Consider the following 15,733-nt stretch of genomic DNA (forward strand, 5'->3'; position numbering starts at 1 on the left):
GTCGCCAACGCCACCGCCGACTTCGTCATCGCGCGCATGCTGCACTCCGGCCGTCTCCACCGACCACCGCCGCAGCTTCCGCTCCACCGCGATCAACGATTCAACAGAGCCGATGACAGGATGACCAGGAGGCTCCGCGGAGCGCATGGAACCACGCGCCGAGATGAGCCTCTTCGTCATCCCGTCATCCTGTCTGCGGTCGTTCGGGTCCCGTACGTTGGGGAGCCCCGCACGGCGCACCGCCCCGTCCCGCCCCGGAGACCGCCTCCATGCTCGCCGCCCAGTTCTCGCGCACCGGCGCACCCGCCGACGTCCTCGAGGTGGTCCAGCTGCCCGACCCGCCGGCGCCCGGCGCGGGCGAGGTGCTCGTGGAGCTGGTCGCGTCGCCCATCAACCCGTCCGACCTGCTCACGATCGCGGGGAGCTACGGCGTGAAGCCGCCGCTCCCCGCGGTGCCGGGCTACGAGGGCGTCGGCGCGGTGACCGTCATCGGCGAGGGCGTCACGCACCTGAAGGTCGGCGACCGCGTGCTGCTGCTGACGGCGCCCGGCACCTGGCGCGAGCGCGTCGTGCTCAAGGCCGCGTCGCTCTTCCCGCTGCCGCCCGGCGACGACCTCCAGCTCGCGATGCTCGGCGCCAACCCGCCGACGGCGGTGCTGCTGCTGGAGAAGTTCGTGTCGCTGACGCCGGGCGACTGGGTGATCCAGAACGCCGCCAACTCCGGCGTCGGCGCGGCGGTGGTCGCGGTGGCGCGCGCGCGCGGCGTGCGCACCGTGAACGTCGTGCGCCGCGAGAGCGCGGTCGAGGACGTGCGCGCGCTCGGCGCCGACGTCGTGGTCGTTGACGGGCCCGACCTCGCGACGCGCGTGCACGCGGCGATGCAGGCGGCGGGCGGCGACCCGGCGCGCCTGCGCCTCGCGCTCGACGCCGTGGCGGGGCGCGGCACGCGCGCCCTCATGCGCTGCCTCGCGCACGGCGGCACCGTCGTCAACTACGGCGGGCTGTCGGGCGAGCCCATCGCGCTCGATCCCCGCGACCTGATCTTCCACGAGACCACGCTGCGCGGCTTCTGGCTGGTCCCGTGGTTCCGCAAGGCGCCGCCGGGCGAGCAGGCGCTCGTCTTCGGCGAGGTGGGGCGGCTGGTCGCCACCGGCGCGCTGCGCACGCCCGTCGAGGCGACGTACCCGCTCTCGCAGGTCCGTGCCGCCTGCGCGCACGCCGCGCGCGAGGGGCGCGGCGGCAAGGTGCTGCTCGTCCCCGACGGAGCGTCCCACCCATGACGAAGGCGCCCGGTGGCCAGTGGGCACCGGGCGCCTCCGCGTCTCGCACGTCGCGATTCAGTGCGCGGCCAGCACCGTCGTCGCGGGCCAGCGCAGCGGCGCGCTGACGTTGCCCGCGGCGTCCATCGCGTGCACCGCGATCCGGTCGAGCGGCGTCGCGCCCGGGCGCACCGTGAACGAGCGCTCCTCGCCGAACACCAGCTGCTGCGTCCACGCGCCGTTCACGCGCCAGCGCACGATCCACCAGCGCACCGCGTCCGCGTCGCCGGGTGCCAGCGCCAGCGTCCACTCGCGCGCGCCGCCCGCGCCCGCCGCTTCGGCCACCGTCACCGTCGGGCGCGCGGGCGCGGTCGCGTCCAGCCACGGGCTCGCGGGCGGCACCGCGCGATCGCCGAACACGGTGCGCGCCAGCTCGTTCGTCACCGTGCCGCCGTTCCAGGTGAGCGTCGTCGTCCCGTTGTAGAGGATCACGCCCGTGGACGGCCCGCGGCTCGCGAGCGCGCGCGTCGCCTCGACCTGCCGCGTCATCTCGGTCACCGGCCACGAGAGGTCGCGCACGTTGTACGTCGCGACGCCCGGCCAGACGTGGCGGCCCTTCGCGTTCTGCGCCGGCGCGGTCCACCAGTCCAGCAGCGCGGTGAACGACTGCCGCGGCGGGTCGATCTGCCAGTAGAGCTGCGGCGCGAGGTAGTCCAGCCAGCCGTTCTGCAGCCAGGTGCGCGAGTCGGCGTAGATCTCCGCGAACGCGTCGAGGCCCGTGATGCCCGCGGGGTTGCCGGGCCGCCAGATGCCGAACGGGCTGATGCCGACCTTGAGCTGCGGCTTCACCGCGTGCACCTCGCGGTACATCCGCTCGACGAAGCGGTTCACGTTCGCGCGCCGCCAGTCCGCGCGCGCCACGCCGGCGCCGTAGCGCGCATAGGTCGCGCTGTCGGGGAAGTCGATGATCTGGTTGGCCGCGTTGCGCTGCAGGTACGGATAGAAGAAGTCGTCGATGTGCACGCCGTCCACGTCGTAGCGGCGCACGACGTCGAGCATCACCGCCATCGTGCGGTCCTGCACCGCGGGCTCGCCGGGGTCCTGCCAGAGCTGCGTCCCGTAGACGCGCACCAGATCGCGCCGTGCGTGCCAGACGTGCGTCGGCGACAGGCGGCTGGTCGTGTCGCTCGAGTTGCCGGCGCGGAACGGGTTGAACCACGCGTGCAGCTCCAGCCCGCGCCGGTGCGCCTCGCGCACGGCCCACTCCAGCGGGTCCCATCCCGGATCGGTGCCCTGCGTGCCGGTGAGCATCGCGGCCCACGGCTCCAGCGTCGAGCGATAGACGGCGTCCGACGCGGGCCGGATGTGGAACACCACCGCGTTGAGCCCCGTCGCCTGCGCCCGGTCCAGCAGCGCGCCGAGCTCCGCCTGCTGCTGCGCCATCGAGAGGTTGTTGCGCGACGGCCAGTCGATGTTCGCCACCGTCGCGATCCACACGCCGCGGAACTCGCGGCGCAGCGCGGGCAGCGTGTCGGGCGCGGTGGTGGGCGGCGTCACCGGCGGCGTGACGGGCGGCGTCACCGGCGGGGTGACGGGCGGGGTGACGGGCGGGGTGACGGGCGGCGTCGGCGTGGGGCCCGTGGGGTCGCCGCCACCGCAGGCGGCGGCGAGGACGGCGGCGAGCAGCGCGAGGGACGGGCGACGCATGCGAGAGGGCGAGGGGATGCGTGGGACGCGCGCGTGCAGCTCTTGCAGCAGCTGCGCGGCGTCCGGACCGGCGTGCAGTGTACCTGCCGCCCCCACCCCCAGCAACGTCGCGCGCCACGTCGCCATGCCCGCTCCCACGCCCGACGCGCCCCACGCCGTCGCCCGCGCGATCGCCGTCGACTGGTCCGGCGCGGTGAAGGGCGCGGAGCGACGCATCTGGCTGTGCGAGGTGGACGCGACGGGCGTCGTGCGGCTGGAGGACGGCCGCTCGCGCGAGGCGCTGGTCGCGCACCTGTGCGACGAGGCGGTGCGCGAGCCGCGGCTCGTCGTGGGCCTCGACTTCGCGTTCTCCTTCCCCGAGTGGTTCGTGCGGCGGCACGGCGACGACGCGCCCGCGGTGTGGCGCGCCGCGCGCGGCCTGGGCGAGGAGTGGCTGGCCGCGCACGCGGCGCCGTTCTGGGGACGGCAGCATCGCGCGCGGCGCGACCCGTCGCTGGAGCACTTTCGCGAGACGGAGCGCGACGTCGGCGCGCTCACCGGCATCCGCCCCAAGTCGGTGTTCCAGGTCGCGGGCGCGGGCTCGGTGGGCACGGGCTCCATTCGCGGGATGCCGCTCCTGCTCACGCTGCGCGACGCGGGCTTCGCGGTCTGGCCGTTCGACGCGCCGCGCGGCGGCGAGCCGCTGCTGCTGGAGATCTGGCCGCGGCTCTGCTACGTGCAGCCGGTCGTGAAGTCCAGCGCCGACGCACGCGCCGCATGGCTCGCGCGCCACGTGCCCGACCTCGCGCCCGCGCACCGCGTGGCGGCCACCCGCTCCGACGACGCGTTCGACGCACTGGCCTCGGCGCTCGCGCTCTGGCGCGCGCGCGACACGCTGCCCGCGCTCCCGCCGGCGCGCGACGACCGCGAGCGCCGCGAGGGGCGCATCTGGGTGCCGCCCGAGTAGCGTGCGCATGGCGCGCGCGTAGCTTCCGCGCATGCCGACCACCGACGCGCTGCCGAACCGCCCCGTGTGGGACGAGGGGCCCACGCTCGACCTGCCCACGCTGCACGGCCCCGTGGACGCCGACGTCTGCGTCGTGGGACTCGGCGGCTCGGGCCTCGCCGCCGTGCACGAGCTGCTCGCGCTCGGCCGCTCGGTCGTCGGGATCGACGCGGGCATCGTCGGCGGCGCGGCCGCGGGGCGCAACGGCGGCTTCCTGCTCGCGGGCCCCGCCGACTTCCACCACGACGCGGTGGCCAAGCACGGACGCGAGCGCGCGGTGCGCCTGTACCACCTCACGCTCGAGCAGATCGCGCACATCGAGCGCGAGACGCCGGACGCGGTGCGGCGCGTGGGCTCGATCCGCCTCGCGGCGTCGGACGAAGAGCTGGCGGACTGCCGCGTGCAGCTGGACGCGATGCGCGCCGACGACCTGCCCGCGGAGTGGTACGAGGGCCCGCTCGGCACGGGGCTGCGGATCCCGACCGACGCGGCGTTCCAGCCGATGACGCGCGCTCGCGCGCTCGCGCGCGACGCGCTGTCGCGGGGCGCGCGGCTGTACGAGGCGTCGCCGGCGCTGGAGATCGCGGGCGATGTGGTGCGCACGCCCGACGGCGTGGTGCGCTGCCGCGCGGTGGTGGTCGCGGTGGACGGCGCGCTCGACCTGCTGCTGCCGGAGCTCGCGCCGCGCATCCGCAGCACGCGCCTGCAGATGCTCGCCACCGCGCCGACGCGCGAGGTGTCGGTGCCCTGCCCCGTGTACGCGCGCTGGGGCTACGACTACTGGCAGCAGCTCCCGGACGGCCGCGTCTCGTTGGGTGGCTGCCGCGACCTCGACATGGATGCGGAGTGGGGCCACGACGCGACGCCGACGCCGTTCATCCAGCAGGCGCTCGACACCGTGCTGCGCGAGCGCGTGGGCGTGCGCACGGCGCCCGTCACGCACCGCTGGGCGGCGATCGTCGGCTACACGGACGACGGCCTGCCCGTGTGCGCGGAAGCGCGGCCGGGCGTGTGGGCGGTGGGCGCGTACAGCGGGACGGGGAACGTGGTGGGGGCGCTGTGCGGCCGTGCGGCGGCACGGAAGGCCGTGGGGCTCGACTCGGACGTCTGGGATCTCATGAGCTAGCTGCGTGCTGCGTGCTGCGTGCTGCGTGTACGGCCGCTCGGGACGCGTCGGCGCGACGGACCCGTTTGCCTGTTGGAGAGGATGCGGATGCTGCGGATGGAGCGGATCATTCGGATCGCTCCACGCGGCGCATGAAGCGTCGTCGCCATGCGGAGCGATCCGGAGCATCCGCTTCATCCGGAGCATCCGTATCCCTCCAAAGGCAACAGGGGTCCGGCGCGCCGATACACGCCACGCAGCACGCAGCCTTAGCTTTCCCGCATGTCCGACATCGCCCCCGCCGAGTTCCGCGGCGACCTCCCCATCGAGGAGTTCCGCCGCTACGCCGCCCAGCTGATCGACTGGATCGCCGAGTATCTCGCGCATCCGGAGCGCTTCCCGGTGGTGCCGCGCGTGCGGCCGGGCGACGTCGCGGCGCAGCTGCCGCCGGCGCCGCCCGCGCGCGGCGAGTCGCTGGCCGACGTGCTCGCGGACGTCGAGCGCGTGATCGTGCCGGGCACGACGCACTGGAACCACCCGGGCTTCTTCGCCTACTTCTCGATCTCCAGCAGCATTCCCGGCATCCTCGGCGAGCTGCTGGCCGCGGCGCTCGACGTCAACGCGATGCTCTGGAAGACCGGGCCCGCGGCGACGGAGCTGGAGCAGGTCGCGCTCGACTGGCTGCGGCAGCTGATGGGGCTCGGGCCGGGCTGGTTCGGCGTCGTCAACGACACGGCCAGCATCTCCACGCTGCTCGCGCTCGCGGCGGCACGCGAGGCGAAGCCGGCGCTCGCGATCCGCGCGCGCGGCATGGCCGGCCGCGCCGACCTCCCCACGCTCCGCGTCTACTGCTCGGCGCACGCGCACTCGTCGGTCGACAAGGCGGCGATCACGCTCGGCCTCGGGCACGAGAACGTCGTCAAGATCGGCGTCGACGACGCGTTCCGCATGCGCGTGGACCTGCTGGAGCAGGCGATGGAGCGGGACCGCGCCGCGGGCATGCTGCCGCTGTGCGTCGTCGCGACCATCGGCACGACGAGCACGACGAGCATCGACCCCGTGGGCGAGATCGCGGAGCTGTGCCGCAGCGAGGACGTGTGGCTGCACGTCGACGGCGCGTACGGCGGCATCGCGGCGGTGGTTCCCGAGCTGCACGACCTGATGGACGGCGTGCACCTCGCGGACTCCCTGGTCGTGAACCCGCACAAGTGGCTGTTCACGCCCGTGGACTGCTCGGCGTTCTACACGCGGCAGCCGGAGGTGCTGAAGCGCGCGTTCTCGCTGGTGCCCGAATATCTCGTGACGCGCGAGCAGGACGAGGTCGTGAACCTCATGGACTATGGGGTGCAGCTGGGTCGCCGATTCAGGGCCCTCAAGCTCTGGATGGTGATCCGCGCGTTCGGGGCCGAGGGACTCGCGGAGCGCATCCGCTGGCACGTGCAGCTGGCGCAGGAGTTCGCGGGCTGGGTGCGCGACGAGCCAGGCTGGGAGCTCTGCGCGCCGCACCCGCTGTCGCTCGTCTGCTTCCGCCACGCGCCGCCGGGCACCAGCGAGGCCGAGCGCGAGGCGCTGAACGCGCGCGTGATGCACGAGGTGAACGCGAGCGGCGAGGCGTTCCTCTCGCACACGAAGCTCGGCGACCGCTACGTGCTGCGGCTGGCGATCGGCAACATCCGCACGGACCGGCGGCACGTCGCGCGCGCGTGGGAGCTGCTTCGAGCAGCCACGGCGAAGTCCCCCGCAGCGGGGCCGGGCGCGCGAAGCTGACCGCTGCGCCGGCGGGGCTCACCCGATCCGCAGCGCCTTCTCCAACTGCTCGCGGTAGCTGCGGCTCGAGGGGAACTTCGTGCCGTCCTGCATCGTCACGACGTATTCGCCGCGGTACACGGACTCCGCGTGCTGCACCGCCTTCGCATTGATGATCGTCGACCGGTGGATGCGGACGAAGGTGGCCGGGTCCAGCTTCACCGCCATCTCCGCGAGCGTCTCCCGTAGCACGTGCAGGTGCTTTCGGGTCCGCACCTCCACGTAGTTGCCGCTCGCCCGCACGAAGAGGATCTCGTCGGCGTCCACGAACGAGACGCGGGCGCCCGAGCGGAGGACGATGCGGTCGGCGTAGGGGCGTCGTTCCCCGCCGGCGCCCCTCCCGAGGAGCGAGGCCAGACGGTCCACCAGATCGCCCTCGCGCGCCCTGTATGCCTCTCGCTTCGCTCTCCGGACGGCGCTCTCGAAGCGCGCGTCGTCGAACGGCTTGAGCACGTAGTCGAGCGCGTGCACCTCGAAGGCGCGCACCGCGTGCTGGTCGAAGGCGGTCACGAAGATCACGGCGGGCAGGGGATCGCTCCCGAGCTCCCGGAGCACTCCGAACCCGTCGAGGTCCGGCATCTGGACGTCCAGGATGAGGATCTCCGGGCGCAGTCGCCGGATCTCGGCGACCGCCTCGACACCGCTGCCCGCCTCACCCACGAGCTCCACCTCGGCGTCGCGCGCGAGCAGCTGCTGAATCCCTCGGCGGGCGATCGGCTCGTCGTCCACGATCATCGCGCGGAGCGGTGCGCTCATGCGCGTGCCCCCACCGTCACGGCGCACGGCGCGCTCCGGAGCGGGAAGGACGCGACCGCCATGACGCCCCCCCCATCGGCGTCCGCCACCTTCAGCTGCCCCGCAGCCCCGTAGAGGCGGTGCAGTCGCACCCGCGTGTTCTCGAGGCCCACGCCCACCTTGCCGTCGGCGGCGGCGTCCCCGCCCAGACCGGGGCCGTCGTCGCGCACGGACAGCAGGATCCGATCGTGATCCCGGGTCGCCGTGATGCGGAGATCGCCCGCCGCGGCGCGTCGTGCGATGCCGTGCCGGATCGCGTTCTCCACGAGTGGCTGCAGGATCAGGTTGGGCACCTGCGCGTCGAACAACCCCGGCTCGACCTCGATGCTGACGCGCAGGCGGTCCTCGAACCGGAGGCCTTCGATGGCCAGATACCGCTGGACGAACTCGAGCTCATCGCTCAGTGGCACCTGCTGTCTCCCGATGTCCTCGAGGACGTGACGGAGCAGGCTCCCGAGCCCCGCGAGCATCTGGACCGCGCGGTCGTTGTCACTCTCTCGGACCAGCATCGCGATCGTGTTGAGCGTGTTGAAGAGAAAGTGGGGATTGAGCTGCATGCGCAGCGCCATGATCTGCGCCTGCGCCAGCTGGGCCTCGAGCTCCAGCGACCGGCGCTCCCGATCACGCGCCTGCTGCTGGAGATCCAGCGCGACCGCGGCGATCAGCACGCCCAGGTAGAAGAGCACGTTGAGGTGCACCTCCACCGTCGCGGCCCGGGGCAGGCCCTCGAGGAACGAGTAGGGCAGCGGTCGCGCGACGACGGCCCGCAGCAGGGCCTCGTAGACGGCCGCGTGCGCGACCGAGATCGCCCCCAGCAGGACGAGGTGGTAGGCCACCTCCCTGCGCCCGATCCGCGACGTGAGCCGCAGTCGCCGCGCGGCGATGACGAGCAGCGGCGCGACCAGCAGCAGGAGATACCACGCTCCGGTCTGCGGCACCACACCCACGGGGATCCACGGGCCCGCATTCCGCGGTCGGTCGACGACGAACGCGCGGTACGCCGACCAGAGCGCGGGCAGCGTCCAGAGCACGGGCAGGGCGATCCAGAGACGAGCGGCCCGCGAGACAGGAAGGAGCTTCAACGTGCTGCCACGGTTGCCGTTGGGGGACGCATGCGCACGGCCGACGCACGGGCGAGCAGGCACGGTACATCCCACCGCGATCGGTCCGCAAATCGCCCGCGGTCGACGGCGTTCCCTGGCGGCACCCGCGCGCTTTGGGCTGGTGATGATCGTCCGCCACCAGACGGAAAGGGAGCGCGCCCACTCCAAACTTTCCGCGGTTCGCCCCGAGATCCTTGTCGACCCGGGAACGGCGACCGCACGTTGGCGCGAGTCCACCACGACACGCCACCACCCTCCGCGCCATGTCGATCCTCAGGCGATTCCCGGTCGTTGCCGCCCCGGTCCTGATGGTGTGCGTCGCGTGCAATACCCAGGCGCGCGAGCTCGCCGCTCCGGAGACCGGGCCCACGCTCGCCCCCGCGCCCACCGCCGCGGCCGACTCGGCCTTCGTGTCCGCGCTCCGCGCGAAGCTCGCGAACGACGTCCAGGCGGGCACCTTCTCCGGCGCCGTGCTCGTCACCCGCGACGGCAAGACGCTGTTCGAGGGCGCCTACGGCCTCGCCGATCGCGAGCGGAACGTCCCGAACACACCGCAGACGCAGTTCCGCGCCGGGTCGATGTACAAGATGATGACCGCGGTCGCCACGCTGCAGCTCGTGCAGGCCGGGACGCTGCGCCTCGACGCGACGGTCGGCACCTATCTCCCGGACTATCCGAACGCGGACGTGAAGTCGAAGGTGACGCTGCACCACCTGCTCACCCACACCGGCGGCACGGGCGACATCTTCGGACCCGAGTTCGCCGCGAATCGCCTGCAGCTCCGCAACGTGTCGGACTACATCCGACTCTACGGCACGCGCGGCCCGCTGTTCACGCCCGGGGCGCAGCACGTGTACAGCAACTACGGGTTCATTCTCCTCGGCGCCATCATCGAGCGCGTGACCGGGAAGAGCTACGACGATCACGTCGGCGCCCTCGTGCTCGGGCCCGCGGGGATGACCTCCACCGGCACGGCGCCGGAGGACTCGCTCGTGCCGGGCCGAGCGATCGGCTACATGCGACAGGGGTCGCCGATCGGCCCGCTGGTGTCGAACGCGTCGACGCTCCCCTACCGCGGCAGCCCCGCGGGCGGCGGCTACTCCACCGTCGGTGACTTCGCGCGCTTCGCCGTCGCGGTCCGGGATCGCAAGCTGCTCGACTCGACGCACACGAGCATGCTCTACACGGGAAAGGTCCCGGTCAATCAGACCGGCACCATCCAGTACGCCTACGGCTTCATGGACCGCATCATCGGCGGCCGGCGGTGGGTCGGGCACGGCGGATCCGCCGCGGGCATGAACGGAGAGCTCGTGTTCGAGCCGGGCGGCGGGTACGTCGTCGTCGCGCTGTCGAACTTCGATCCGCCGTCCGCGGGCCAGGTGCTGAACTTCATCGTGAGCAACCTGCCCGCCGCAGGCGCGCCCTGACCATCGCCGCACGCGCAGGCTGACGGACCCGCATCCCACCATCCAAATGCGCACCTTGCTGCTCCGCACGTTTCGGCACGCGCTCGGCGCGGCCCTTCTCCTCGCCGGGACTGCGTGCGGCGGCGACGCGCCGACCGGGCGCGACGAGGGCAGCATCGCCGGCGACTACACGCTTCGCACCATCAACGGTCGGAGCCTTCCCTACACCATGCTGTCGGCCGGGGTGAATCAGACGGAGGTGCTCTCGTCCTCGTTGAGCCTCGCTGCGGATGGGACGTTCCGCGAAGAGCGGTCGATGCGCCGCACCCACGCCGGAGTGTCGATCACCGAGGCCGAGTTGAAGTTCGGCACGTACACGAGCACCGGCTCCGGCGTGACGTTCCGTGCGACCACGGGCGTCCAGGTCTCCGGCACGAGGGGCGGCGGCGGCTCGGTCACGTTCGCCGAGGACGGGCTCACCTTCGTCTACGGCCGGTAGCGCACGCGCGATGGAATCGCGCAGCCCCACGCCAGGCATTCGATGAGACCGACGATCGCGCTGGCGGCCCTGTGCATCTGCGCATGCACGAGCTCCACGGACTCGGAGATCACGGATGCGACCGTTCCACCCGCTCCGTCCGCGGTTGCCGATGCCTGCCCGGCCGCACGCCCGGATTTCGGCGGGCCGGCGACCGCGGCCGACCGGGCACTGTTCGCCTACAACGCGAGCGCACCGCTGAACCTGCAGACGACGGTGGATTCCACGTCGAACGGCGTGGAGTTCAACACCATCGCCTTCGACAGTCCGGACGGCGGATCGGTGCCCGGACTCCTGACCCGACCGACCGGCCGCCCGGGTCTGCGCCCCGGCGTCGTGGTCATGCACCCCTCCGGGATCCCGACGGCCCCGATCAAGGGTGCGAGGCTCGCGATGAACGAGATGGCCGCGCTCGCGCGACGCGGCGCCGTCGTGATCGGGATCGACGCCCCGTACTTCCGCCGCGGTGGCTCGAACCCTCCCACGCTGACGGCACTGGATCGGCCCGAGCAGATCCAGCTGATGAAGGATCTGCAGCGTGCCGTCGACGTGCTCCTCGCCCAGGGGAACGTCGACCCGGCACGCATCGGCTTCTCGGGGTACAGCTACGGCGGCATGGTCGGCGTGCACTTCGCCGGCATCGAACGGCGCCTCAGGGCCGCGGTGATCATGGCGGGATACGGGGGCTCGGTCACGCTGCTCACCACCAAGGACCGCGTGCCGGGCCTGCCCAACATTCCCTGCGCGACACGCAGCGTCTGGTTCCGGGACAACGTCCCCATCGAGCCGATTCGCTTCGTCTCGGGCGCGGCGCCCACCGCGCTGCTCTTTCAGATCGCCCGGTTCGACACCGCCGTCCCCCTGGAGGACGCGCAGGCGGTGTACGATGCCGCGTCGAACCCCAAGGACGTGCTCCATTACGACACGGGCCACGGCCTCAGTCCGCAGGCCACCGTCGACAGGTTCGCGTGGCTGGCCAGGCAGATCGGCATCGATCCCTGAAGACCGTTCGCAGACGCGGCGACGATCGCGATCTGCGTCCGGCTTCCCCATCCGAGCGTCTCGTGCAGATCACGCCCATGATCCGTACGCTCGCCATCGCTGTGGCGATCACGCCTCCGGCCGGATACGCCGCGAGTGCCTTCCTCGTCGTCATCCGCCCCCGGCGCGATGATGCGCCGATCCATCTGGCCGGCCGCACCCGAAAGTATACATTGGCAGCATACGTCGGCCAGAAGCCGCCGTCGCTTCGCGTCGCATCGGTGCGCCTGCCGGGAGAGTCCTGATGAAGCCGACCATGACACTCGCCGCCCTGTGCATCGCCGCCTGCGCAGGGCCCCGGGACGAGCCGGGCACCGCGCCGCTCGGGCCCAGCGCGCCCGCGGTGGCGCCGGGCCTGGCCGCCGACTCCTGTGCGCTCGCGCGCCCCGACTTCGGCCCTGTGGCGACGGCCGCGGACCGCGCGCTCTTCGCCTACGACGCCGCGGCGCCGCTCAACCTGCGGAAGACGGTCGAGACCACGACCAACGGCATCGAGGTCAGCGCCATCTCGTACGACAGCCCGGCCGGCGGCTCCGTGACCGGGCTGCTGTTCGATCCGGTCACGCGCTCGAGCCTGCGCCCCGGCATCGTCCTGATGCACGGGATGCCCGGCAGCGCGCGCGCCATGGCCGGACAGGGGCTGGGGCTCGCCGAGCACGGCGCGGTGGTGATCGCGATCGACGCGCCGTTCACCCGCCGCGGCGGACCGCCCATCCGCTTCACCACCGACGATCGGGCCGAGCAGATCCAGCTGATCAAGGACCTGCAGCGCGCGGTCGACGTGCTGCGCGCGCGGCCCAACGTCGACCGCGAGCGCATCGCCTACCTCGGCATCAGCTACGGCGGCGCGATGGGCGCGCTGTTCGTCGGCGTCGAGCGGCGCCTCAGGGCCGCGGTGCTCGTGGTGGGAGACGGTGGCCTCGTCTCGCACTCCACCGGTCCGGAGGATTCCGGCCTGATGGCCAGCCTGTCCTGCGCGGTGCGCGTCGGCTGGTTCCGGGCCATGGCACCGATCGAGCCGATCCGGTTCCTTCCGCTCGCGGCGCCCACGCCGCTGCTGCTGCAGAGCGGACGGCTCGACAACCTGGTGCCCGCCGCCGATGCGGAGACGCTGCATCGCGCCGCACCGGAGCCCCGGACGATCCGCTGGTACGACGCGGGACACTCGCTCGACCTGCAGGCTCTGCGCGACCGGCACGAGTGGCTCAACGCGCGGATCGGTCTCGACCTCCTGAAGTAGCGCGGCCGAAGTCGCGCCGCGCGCCGCGCGCCGCGCGCCGCTCGGCCGAATCGGCGCGGACCGCGCTCCGCGACTCGCGGAACGTGAACGCGACGCGAACAACGACCGGCTTCCGACGACCCCGTCCGTGAGCGATATGCAGAGCCCCACCTCGATCCCCATGCGCGCACTCGCTCTCGTCCTGTCGATCCTCCTCGTCGCGTGCGGGGGTGGCGGCCCCGGTGCCCCCACCACGACCGCGACCGTCTCGGGCGTCGTGAAGACCGCCGCCGGCGCCGTGATCGCGGGCGCCTCGGTGAAGATCGGCAGCGCCACCGTCACGACCGGCGCCGACGGTCGCTTCGAGCTCCAGAACGTGCCGGTCGGCAGCGCGACGATCGCCATCAGCGCGCCGGACTTCGATCCGCGCTCGCAGACCGTCACCCTGGTCGCGGGGAGCAACACGCACGACGTCGTGCTGACGCCGGCCGACAAGGGCGAGTGGGGCACGCGAGCCAACCTGCTCGTGAACAACTCCGAGTTCGCGCTCGCCGAAGCGAACGGGAAGCTGTACGTCCTCGGTGGCTATCCCCCGCAGATGGGGCCCAACCGGACGTCCCGCACGGTGCAGGTCTACGACATCGCGACCGACCGCTGGACGCTGGGGCCGGAGCTCCCGGAGCCCAACAACCACGGGATGGCCGCCGCCGTCAACGGCAAGGTCTACCTGCTCGGCGGCCAGGTCACGGACGACCAGAACGGCCTCACGGCCGTCAACACGGTGTGGGAGCTGGATCCCGCGCGGGGCACGTGGGTCGCGAAGGCGCCGATGCCCACGGCGCGCAGCGGCGGGGTGGCCGTCGTGCTCCAGGGGAAGATCTACGTCGCCGGGGGGCGCGTGCCGCGCGGCAACGACTTCGCCGCCTACGACGCAGCGGCCGACAAGTGGGAGGTGCTGCCGGACCTCCCCAGCCAGCGCAACCACATCACCGGCGCGGCGATCAACGGCCGCATCCACATCGTCGGCGGGCGGCTCGGCAACGGCCTGTCGCCCCTGAAGTCGGACGCGCAAGAGGTCTTCAATCCGCAGACGCGGAGCTGGACGACCGTCGCCCCGATGCTGCGCGGCCGCAGCGGGATGAACGGCGTCGTCGCGCGGGGCTGCTTCCACGTCTGGGGCGGCGAGGCGCCGACGGGGATGACGCCCGACCACGACTACTACGATCCGCGGACCGACAAGTGGGCGAGCCTGCGCAACATGCCCATCCCGATCCACGGCGTCGTGGGGTCGGCGTTCGTCGACGGTGTGATCTGGGTGACCGGCGGCGGCACGGCGGTCGGCGGCGCATCCGGCAGCCTGCACAACCAGACCTACAAGCCGGCCGTCAGCTGCGAGTGACGCCGTCTCCGTCCTGGGCGCACCCGTCGGGGACGACCTCACGCACGACCTCACGCACCCGAACCCGAACTCCCTCGTGGTCAATCGTCGCGAATTCCTCGGCATCACCCTCGGCGCCGGCGCTTCCCTGACGCTCACCCCCGAGCTGCTGCGCGCGCTGCAGCAGCCGGCCGGAGCGCTCCTGCAGCGGGCCATTCCGTCGTCCGGGGAGAAGCTGCCGGTCGTCGGGCTCTCGTTCTCGAACCACGTGGGGTGCGCGGATCCCGTCGCGCTGAAGGAGGTCTTCCGGACGTTCGTCGACAACGGCGGCCGGTTCTTCGACGCGATGCACGGCAACGGGGCGTCGGAGCAGTTCCACGCCACGGTCGCCAGCGAGCTCGGAGTGCAGAACAAGCTGTTCTGGTCGACGCGGGGCCTCCCGCCCGGCGGCCCCGGTGGCCCGCCGCCGCCCGGCGCCGCCACCGTGAAGACCGCCGTCGACGCGTGGCTGGCGCGAACGAAGGCGTCGAAGATGGACCTGGTGATGCTGCCGGTCGCGGGCGATCCGACGTGGCTCGCCGCGCTGAAGGAGGAGAAGAAGGCGGGACGCGTCCGGCACATCGGCGTGCAGACGATCTCCGTGAAGTTCCAGGCGGCGCAGCTCGAGACGCTCATGCGCAACGAGCCGCTCGACTTCATCGGCGTGGACTACGACGCGAGCAATCGCCACGTCGAGGACGTGATCCTGCCGCTCGCGCAGGAGCGGAAGATCGGCGTGATCGCGTACTTCCCCTTCAGCAACAACTCGGGCGCGAGCTGCGGCGGCACCGGCCGCAACCTGTTCGCGCGCGTGGGCGGCACGCCGCTGCCCGAGTGGGCGGCCGAGTTCGACGCGAAGACGTGGGCGCAGTTCTTCCTCAAGTACGTCGTCAGCCACCCGGCCATCACCATCGCCCGCGTCGGCACGACCAAGGCGACGCACATGCTCGACAACATCGGCGGCGGCATCGGGCGCCTGCCGAACGAGGCGACGCGGAAGCGCATGGCGGCGCTCGTCGATGCGCTGCCCGCGCTGCCGCCCCTTCCGCAGAACCCGGCCGCGGCACCAGGGATCGCGCTGTCCGCGGCGGTTCTGGACCGCTACGTCGGCGAGTACAGGCTGCCGTCCGGGAACAGCGTGACCTTCCGCCGGGACGGGGATCGGCTGCTCGTGAAGCCGGGCACCAATCCGGAGCTTCCACTCAACGCCCGATCGGAGACGCGCTTCCAGGATCCCCGCGGGCCGATCTTCGAGTTCCAGCTCGACGGCCAGGGCAAGGTGACCGGGGCCATCCTGGAGCAGCAGGGGCCGCAGGGGCCGCAGCGCGTCCAGCTCGAGCGGAAGTAGCCAT

General features: G+C 72.5%; 15 protein-coding genes. 11 read left to right on the forward strand and 4 right to left on the reverse strand.

From position 1 onward, the window contains the following. Nucleotides 1–180, reverse strand: a 180-nt coding sequence (locus rosag_RS08715; protein ID WP_284349697.1) for a hypothetical protein, incomplete at its 3' end; no start/stop codon positions are given. A gap of 89 nt (nt 181–269) precedes the next feature. On the opposite strand from rosag_RS08715, the gene rosag_RS08720 reads away from it, so the two are divergent. Further along, nucleotides 270–1,280: a zinc-dependent alcohol dehydrogenase family protein gene (locus rosag_RS08720; RefSeq protein WP_284349698.1), complete on the forward strand. Its 1,011-nt coding sequence runs from the start codon at nt 270–272 to the stop codon at nt 1,278–1,280. Between the two features lie 57 nt (nt 1,281–1,337). Here rosag_RS08720 and rosag_RS08725 read toward each other — a convergent pair whose 3' ends face one another. Beyond that, nucleotides 1,338–2,966, reverse strand: a complete 1,629-nt coding sequence (locus rosag_RS08725; protein WP_284349699.1) for a glycoside hydrolase family 10-like protein — start codon at nt 2,964–2,966, stop codon at nt 1,338–1,340. Nucleotides 2,967–3,090: 124 nt separating this feature from the next. On the opposite strand from rosag_RS08725, the gene rosag_RS08730 reads away from it, so the two are divergent. The 3 genes from rosag_RS08730 (at nt 3,091) to rosag_RS08740 (ending at nt 6,823) form a co-directional block, all read left to right on the forward strand. Next, on the forward strand, nt 3,091–3,912 hold the full coding sequence (locus rosag_RS08730) for a DUF429 domain-containing protein (RefSeq protein WP_284349700.1): 822 nt from the start codon (nt 3,091–3,093) through the stop codon (nt 3,910–3,912). Between the two features lie 31 nt (nt 3,913–3,943). Continuing rightward, the gene (locus rosag_RS08735; RefSeq protein ID WP_284349701.1) at nt 3,944–5,077 is read left to right on the forward strand and encodes an NAD(P)/FAD-dependent oxidoreductase; all 1,134 of its coding nucleotides are present in this window, start codon (nt 3,944–3,946) and stop codon (nt 5,075–5,077) included. A 261-nt stretch (nt 5,078–5,338) separates the two neighbouring features. Then, nucleotides 5,339–6,823: a pyridoxal phosphate-dependent decarboxylase family protein gene (locus rosag_RS08740; protein ID WP_284349702.1), complete on the forward strand. Its 1,485-nt coding sequence runs from the start codon at nt 5,339–5,341 to the stop codon at nt 6,821–6,823. An 18-nt stretch (nt 6,824–6,841) separates the two neighbouring features. On the opposite strand, the gene rosag_RS08745 is transcribed toward rosag_RS08740, so the two are convergent. Both rosag_RS08745 and rosag_RS08750 read right to left on the reverse strand, forming a co-directional pair. Further along, entirely contained in the window at nt 6,842–7,618 is a 777-nt protein-coding gene (locus rosag_RS08745; protein ID WP_284349703.1) for a LytR/AlgR family response regulator transcription factor, read from the reverse strand. Beyond that, nucleotides 7,615–8,928, reverse strand: coding sequence for a sensor histidine kinase (locus rosag_RS08750; RefSeq protein WP_284349704.1), 1,314 nt, complete (start codon nt 8,926–8,928; stop codon nt 7,615–7,617). The genes rosag_RS08745 and rosag_RS08750 overlap by 4 nt, the downstream gene beginning before the upstream one ends. A gap of 95 nt (nt 8,929–9,023) precedes the next feature. On the opposite strand from rosag_RS08750, the gene rosag_RS08755 reads away from it, so the two are divergent. From rosag_RS08755 to rosag_RS08785, 7 genes are all read left to right on the forward strand, one after another. Beyond that, entirely contained in the window at nt 9,024–10,187 is a 1,164-nt protein-coding gene (locus rosag_RS08755; RefSeq protein ID WP_284349705.1) for a serine hydrolase domain-containing protein, read from the forward strand. A 46-nt stretch (nt 10,188–10,233) separates the two neighbouring features. Further along, nucleotides 10,234–10,665, forward strand: a complete 432-nt coding sequence (locus tag rosag_RS08760; protein ID WP_284349706.1) for a hypothetical protein — start codon at nt 10,234–10,236, stop codon at nt 10,663–10,665. 42 nt (nt 10,666–10,707) lie between these two features. Beyond that, nucleotides 10,708–11,706 carry an alpha/beta hydrolase gene (locus rosag_RS08765; protein WP_284349707.1) on the forward strand — a complete coding sequence of 333 codons (999 nt, stop codon included), beginning with the start codon at nt 10,708–10,710 and terminating at the stop codon, nt 11,704–11,706. Between the two features lie 62 nt (nt 11,707–11,768). Next, entirely contained in the window at nt 11,769–11,990 is a 222-nt protein-coding gene (locus tag rosag_RS08770; protein ID WP_284349708.1) for a hypothetical protein, read from the forward strand. Continuing rightward, a complete protein-coding gene (locus tag rosag_RS08775; RefSeq protein WP_284349709.1) occupies nt 11,990–12,985 on the forward strand; it encodes an alpha/beta hydrolase in 996 nt (331 codons plus the stop codon). The genes rosag_RS08770 and rosag_RS08775 overlap by 1 nt, the downstream gene beginning before the upstream one ends. A 160-nt stretch (nt 12,986–13,145) precedes the next feature. Beyond that, nucleotides 13,146–14,363 (forward strand): Kelch repeat-containing protein, encoded by a 1,218-nt coding sequence (locus tag rosag_RS08780; RefSeq protein ID WP_284349710.1) that lies wholly within the window; start codon nt 13,146–13,148, stop codon nt 14,361–14,363. 76 nt (nt 14,364–14,439) lie between these two features. Then, on the forward strand, nt 14,440–15,729 hold the full coding sequence (locus rosag_RS08785; RefSeq protein WP_284349711.1) for an aldo/keto reductase: 1,290 nt from the start codon (nt 14,440–14,442) through the stop codon (nt 15,727–15,729). Nucleotides 15,730–15,733: the final 4 nt, after the last annotated feature.

Source organism: Roseisolibacter agri (assembly GCF_030159095.1).
Classification (GTDB): domain Bacteria; phylum Gemmatimonadota; class Gemmatimonadetes; order Gemmatimonadales; family Gemmatimonadaceae; genus Roseisolibacter; species Roseisolibacter agri.